3 protein-coding genes are annotated in these 7,118 nt (G+C 58.4%); all 3 read left to right on the plus strand.

What is annotated here, in order from left to right:
• Window positions 1–71 precede the first annotated feature (71 nt).
• Window positions 72–3,668, plus strand: a complete 3,597-nt coding sequence (smc, locus tag WD071_RS14955; protein WP_368049196.1) for a chromosome segregation protein SMC — start codon at window positions 72–74, stop codon at window positions 3,666–3,668.
• Window positions 3,669–3,816: 148 nt separating this feature from the next.
• On the plus strand, window positions 3,817–5,814 hold the full coding sequence (gene zipA / locus WD071_RS14960) for a cell division protein ZipA (RefSeq protein WP_368049197.1): 1,998 nt from the start codon (window positions 3,817–3,819) through the stop codon (window positions 5,812–5,814).
• 21 nt (window positions 5,815–5,835) lie between these two features.
• Window positions 5,836–7,118: NAD-dependent DNA ligase LigA (gene ligA, locus WD071_RS14965; protein WP_368049198.1), on the plus strand; the 1,283-nt coding region annotated here is incomplete at its 3' end.

Raw genomic sequence — 7,118 nt, forward strand, 5'->3', positions numbered from 1 at the left:
GCAGGCAAAAATCGGCTACACTTCCATCCTTCGACAGAACAACAGACAACGGACCGTTGGCAGACCCCTAAATGCGCTTAAAAAGTATCAAGCTGGCTGGCTTTAAATCCTTCGTTGACCCCACCACCGTCAACTTTCCGAGCAATCTGGCAGCGGTTGTTGGCCCCAACGGTTGCGGCAAATCCAACATCATCGACGCGGTGCGCTGGGTGATGGGCGAAAGCTCGGCCAAGAACCTGCGCGGCGAGAACATGACCGACGTTATTTTTAACGGCTCGGGCAATCGCAAACCGGTGGGACAGGCCAGCATCGAGCTGATCTTTGATAACAGCGAAAACCGCATCAAAGGTGAATACGCCAGCTTCGCGGAAATCTCCATCAAGCGCAAAGTCTCCCGCGACGGTCAGAACATCTATATGCTCAACGGCACCAAGTGCCGCCGCCGTGACATCACCGATATTTTCCTGGGCACCGGCCTGGGGCCGCGCAGTTATTCCATCATCGAACAGGGCATGGTCTCCCGCCTCATCGAGTCCAAACCGGAAGAGCTGCGCGTCTTTATTGAAGAGGCCGCCGGCATCTCCAAGTACAAGGAACGCCGCCGCGATACCGAAAACCGCATCAAGCGTACGCGCGAAAACATGGAGCGTCTGACCGACATCCGTGACGAATTGGGACGGCAGCTGCAGCACCTTCATCGGCAGTCTCAGGCAGCAGAAAAATACAAAGAATACAAAGCACAGGAGCGTGATCTTAAAGCACAATATGACGCTTTGCGTTGGCGCGCGCTGGACACCGAGGTGCAGGGCAAACAGAAAATCATCCAGGATCTGGAGATGCAGATCGAGGCGGTGGTCACCGATCAGCGCAGTCTGGACACGCGCCACGAGGAGCTGCTGCTCAACCACACCGACCTCAACGATCAGCTCAGTGAGGTGCAGGGCAAGTACTACAGCCTGGGTGGCGACATCGCCCGCATCGAGCAATCCATTGAGCATCACATCGAGCGCATGAAGCAGTTGCGCCAGGATCTGGAAGAGAACAAGCGCAGCTTCGATCAGTCACAAAGTGAAGCCCAGGTGGACGTGCAAAAGCTGTCCGCGCTGGAGGACGAACTGGCGACGCTGAGCCCGGAGCTGGAGCTGGCCGAGCACGCGCAGGAAGAATCCGCCATCAAGCTGGAAGACGCCGAAGAGCAGATGCAGACCTGGCAGCAGAACTGGGATGAGTTCAGTCAGCGCTCGGAAGAGCCGCGGCAGCTGGCCGAGGTTGAGCAGTCGCGCATTCAGCAGCTGGAAAAGATCGTGGAGCGCGGCATTGAACGCCGTGGCCGCTTGCGAGAGGAGCGTCAGGCGCTGGGGGAAAACCCGGAGCAGGATGCCATCGACGAGCTGTCGGTGCAGATCACCACCATGGAAGATCAGTTGGACAACCAGCAGTCGCGAAACTCCGAGTTGGCCGCGCAGATTGAGCAGGAGCGCGGCAAGGGGCAGCAAGTAGGGCAGGAGCTGGACCAGGCGCGCAGCGAGCTGCAACGCCAGAAAGGTCAGTTTGCCTCGCTGGAAGCCCTGCAAAAATCCGCGCTGGGCCAGACCGACGACAAACTCAACCGCTGGCTGACTGACAAATCGCTGGACCAGGGCAGCCGCCTGGGTGAACGCATCAAAGTAGCCGCAGGCTGGGAACAGGCCGTCGAAGCCGTGCTCGGCGACACCCTGCAGGCCGTGTGCGTGGAAGACCTGGACAGCGTTGCGGCGGCGTTGGGCGAACTGCCCTCGGGCATGCTGTCATTGCTGGAAACGGCAGGCGGAAAGAATGGGGACGGAGAAAGAATGGGGACGGGAAAGAATGGGGACGGAGGAGATACTTTCGCGAGCGAAAGTATCTCCTCCGTCCCCATTCTTTCCGCCTCCGTCCCCATTCTTTCTCCGCTCAGCGACAAAATCACCGGCAGCGTCGACATGGGCTCCCTGCTGCAAGGCATCTACATCGCTGAGTCGCTGGAAGAAGCGCTGGCCAACCGCAAGTCCCTGGCCAATGGGGATTCAGTGGTCACCAGCCAGGGTCTGTGGCTGGGCCGAAACTGGATCCGGGTGCGCAAATCTGTCGATGCCAGCGAAGGGCTGCTGGCGCGCAAAGGCGAGATGAGCCGTCTGGCCGAGCAGATGGAGATTCTGCAGCAGCAGAGCGATGAGTTGGTGGAGGCGCAACAGGCCAGCCGCGAGGCACTGCGCGATCTGGAGAGCGAGCGTGAAGAGGTGCAGCGTCAGATCGCCCAGGTCAGCCGTGAGTACAGCGAACTCAAATCGCGTCTCAGCGCCAAGATCATGAAGGAAGAACAGACCACCCAGCGTCGCCAGCGTCTGCAACACGAACTGGAAGAGCTGGAAAAACAGCTCGAGGTGGAGCAGGAAAACATCGCCCGCTCGCGCGAGAATCTGCAGAACGCGCTGGATGCCATGGAGCAGGACATTGAGCGCCGCGAAACCCTGATGCAGCAGCGCGACTCTTTGCGCGGGAGCCTGGATCAGGTGCGTCAGCAGGCCCGTCATGACAAGGATCATGCCCATCAACTGAGCGTGCGCGAACAACTGCTGCGCTCGCAGATCAATTCCCTGCGTGACACCATGTCGCGGATGAACACCCAGGTGCTGCGCGCCAAAGAGCGCATCGAATCGATCGAGAAGCAGCTCAACGAATCCGACATGCCCTTGGAAGGCAAACGCGCCGAGCTGGAGAACCTGCTGCAGGGCCGCCTGGAAGTGGAAGACAAAATGAACGCCGCCAAGGCTGCGGCCGATGACAACGAACACAAACTGCGCGCGCTGGAGCAGGAACGCGCGGGTTTTGAGCGCAAGGCCGGCGGGCTGCGTGAACAGTTGATGGAGAACCGTCTGAAAACCGAGGGCGATCTGGTCAAACGTGAGGCGTTGTCCGAACAATTAAAGGAAGCCCGTTACGACCTGGATACGGTGCTGGCCAATCTGCCTGAAGACCTGACCCAGCAGAGCTGTGAGGATGAGCTGGAAACCATCGGCACGCGCATCCAGCGTCTGGGGGCCATCAACCTGGCGGCGATCGAGGAATATCAGCAGCAATCCGAGCGCAAAGTGTATCTGGACGCGCAGCATGATGATCTGGAGCGCGCGCTGCTGACACTGGAAAACGCCATCCGCAAGATCGACCGGGAAACGCGAACCCGCTTCAAAGAGACCTTTGACAAGATCAACACCGGTTTGCAGGAGCTCTTCCCCAAGGTCTTCGGCGGCGGCCACGCATATCTGGACATGACCGGCGAGGATCTGCTGGATACCGGCGTGGCGATCATGGCGCGGCCCCCGGGCAAGCGCAACAGCACCATCCACCTGTTATCCGGTGGCGAGAAGGCGATGACCGCGATTGCGCTGGTGTTTTCCATATTCCGGCTCAATCCCTCGCCATTCTGTATGCTTGACGAGGTGGACGCGCCCCTTGATGATGCGAACGTAGGGCGTTATGGTCGGTTGGTGAAAGAAATGTCCGAATCGGTGCAGTTTATTTTTATCACGCATAATAAACTCACCATGGAAATCGCCAACCAGCTGCTGGGTGTTACCATGCACGAACCGGGCGTCTCGCGCATCGTGACCGTGGACATAGAAGAGGCCGCCGAACTCGCCGCGATGTGACCGCCAGGGCCAGCGGGAAGGATGGGGACTGGGAAGAATGGGGACGGAGGAGATACTTTCGCCCGCGAAAGTATCTCCTCCGTCCCCATTCTTCCCAGTCCCCATAAACGCCCTATAAGCACTTAATTTTTAAAGGAAAAAGACAATAATGGGTTTGCGGGAATTGCTGATTCTGGTTCTGATTCTGGCCATCGTGGTGGTGGTCCTGCGTGGCCTGTTTGTCGCCTTGCGCTCCCGCCGTGGGCAAATCAAAATCGCGCTGGAAAAGAACATCCCGGAATACGACCTGGAAGAGATCGAGATGCGCGAATTGCCCAACGGCGGCGCGCGCAAGGTTGAGCGCTCTTTCGCCGAGGTTTTGCGCCAGAATTCAGTGCATGCGGCCAACGCCACTGCGTCCGGCAAACCCTCGACCCTGCGCCGGGGTGCGACGGGGCTGAAAACCAACCTTTCCCGCCATTCCGCGAACCGCGCTGCCGTGGCCAGCACGCCGACGGCTGAGCTGTCTGCCGGGCCCCTGTTTGATTCGCCGGACAGTGAATCTGATTCAGTGCCTGACACGACGCTGCCTGACGAGCCGACATTTGATTCGTCCCCGATCGACGACACGCCCCCGGATACTGCGCCTGTAGATGAATCACTGGCGTCCGGCGATACGCGTCCGGACCCGGTCGAGGAAGATGAGCCGTTGTTCAACGAAGAGCCCATGCTGGATACAATTTCTGACGTAGATGATGCCGACGATTTTGAGGACGATGAGGTCTACGATTTTGGTGAACAGTCTGATCCGGTATTTGACATGGCGTCATCGCGTGACGATGGCGCGGAGTTGTCCACGAAGCTGAGTTCGGATAATGATGATAGCGATGAGCTCGATGATGTCCTGGATACGCTTTTGCACCCGGCTGCTGCAGACGACTCTGCCGCGAACGCTGACCCTGACGAGCCAGAGCCAGAACCGGAATACGAGCCCGAACCGGAATACGAGCCTGAGCCCGAGTATGAACCTGTGCCCGAGATTGAGCCAGAACCAGAACCAGAACCAGAACCAGAGCCAGAGCCAGAGCCAGAGCCAGAGTACGAGCCTGAACCTGAACCTGAAGAACCCGTAAGTTACGAACACACGTCACACACGGACGACGACATGCCCGATTTTGACAACGAATACGAAGCCGACCCGGAACCGCAGCCCGGTGACAATGATTCATTCACGGCGCACAAGGATGATGATTACGACGTGCTGTTTGACAACGATGACAGCGAACGAGAGCAGCGCCTGGCGGAGCTGGACGCGCAGCAGGAAAAGGCGTCCAGGGGATTCATGAGCTGGGCTGGTGGTGCGTTTGGACGCTTCAATGCGGGCAGGGCAGCCAGCAAGGCAGAGGCTGCGGAAGAGGCGGCGGCGCGCGCGCAGAAGAAGGCAGCGGATAAAAAAGCGCAGGACGAACTCGATGAAATAGAAGCGGCACAGCGGGCTGCCCTGGAACCGGGTGAGGACTATCTCGATGACGATGGCTCTTTCGGCGATGAAGTCTCCTTCGACGATGAAGTCTCTCTCGGCGATGAAGTCTCTCCTGTGCGTGAACAGGTGAGGCCTGGCGCTGAAAAAAGATCTCAGGATCAGCTCAACTTTGAAGATGACGAAGCAGACGACGATGAGGCGGATGCTGACAGTCAGGCGGTGCCTGAATACAGCGAAGTGCTTGTACTCAATGTGATGGCGCGGCCGGGCACGGAGTTCGCTGGGGAAGACTTGTTGCCGGTTCTGATGGCGCATGGTTTGAAGTTCGGCGAGATGTCCATTTTCCACCGTCATGCCGATCAGCAGGGCACCAGGCACGGCAAAAAAGTAGGGCCGGTTCTGTTCAGTGTTGCCAATGCGCTGAACCCCGGTACCTTCGATCTGAATCGTATCAGTCAATTTTCCACGCAAGGTGTGTGTTTCTTCATGACGCTGCCCAATGTGGCCAGTAACATGCTCGCCTTTGATCAGATGCTGGCAACTGCGCGCAAAGTGCAGACAGAAATGGACGCTGAGCTAAAGGATGACAACCGCTCGGTGATGACGGCGCAAACGGTGGAGTACTACCGTCAGCGAATTCGCGATTTTGAGTTGCAGCAACGCAAAAACGCTAACGCCCGTTAAGCGTATACGAACATGGCAGACATGACCCCTAAGCAAGCGGCGCAGGAAATCGATACCCTGCGTCGCGAAATCAATCGGCATAACTCCCTTTATTATCAATATAGCGCGCCGGAAATTCCGGATGCGGATTATGATCGTTTGTTTGATCGCCTGCTTGAGCTTGAGGCGTTATTTCCGGAATCAGTGACACCTGATTCGCCAACGCAGCGTGTCGGTGACGCGCCGCTGAGCAGTTTTGCGCAAGTGACGCACGACGTGCCGATGATGTCATTGGCGAAGGTGTTTAATGATTCGGACCTTGCGGATTTTGAGGCGCGCATACTGAAGCGGCTGGAGATAGAGGACGAAAACGCGGAGCCGCCCAGCTACAGCTGTGAACCTAAAATCGATGGGGTGGCGGTGAGCCTGCTCTACGAAAATGGCATGTTGGTGCGCGCGGCCACACGCGGCGATGGCGTCACCGGTGAGGACATCACTCACAACGTGCGCACGATCCGCAACATCCCGCTGCGCCTGACAGGTGATGACTGCCCGGCGCGCCTGGAAGTACGCGGTGAAATATACATGACCCGTTCCGGTTTTGCCGCCATGAACGAGGCGGCCAGCCAGCGCGAAGACGGCCGCACCTTCGTCAACCCCCGTAACGCGGCCTCCGGCGCCCTGCGCCAGCTCGACCCCCGCATCGCCGCCTCCCGCCCCCTGCGCTTCTTCGCCTACTCCGCTGTTACGGGGACGGAAAGAATGGGGACGGAGGGAATACTTTTTGATCAATCAAAAAGTATTCCCTCCGTCCCCATTCTTTCCGTCCCCATTCTTTCCCACAGCGGCATCCTTGATCTGCTGGGTCAGTGGGGTCTGCCGTTGAACCCGGAGCGGGCGGTGGCCTCCGGTTATCAGGCCTGTCTGGAGTACGCCAATCAGCTATTGAGCAAGCGCGACCAACTGGATTATGAGATTGACGGCGCCGTGATCAAGGTAGACAGCATCCGTCTGCAAAACGAACTGGGCAGCAATGCCCGGACACCGCGCTGGGCGATGGCCTACAAGTTTCCGGCGGAGGAGGCCTCCACTGTCGTGCGTGATGTTGAGTTTCAGGTTGGCCGCACGGGCACCATTACGCCGGTTGCCCGCCTGGAACCGGTGTTTGTTGGTGGAGTCACCGTCAGCAATGCGACGTTGCACAATATGGATGAGATCGAACGGCTGGGCCTGCGTATAGGCGATCGTGTCATCCTGCGCCGCGCCGGCGACGTTATCCCCAAGATCGTGTCAGTGATGGAATCGGGAAAGAATGGGGGCGGGGG

The organism is Pseudohongiella sp. (assembly GCF_040877505.1).
In the GTDB taxonomy this organism is placed as follows: Bacteria; Pseudomonadota; Gammaproteobacteria; order Pseudomonadales; family Pseudohongiellaceae; genus Pseudohongiella.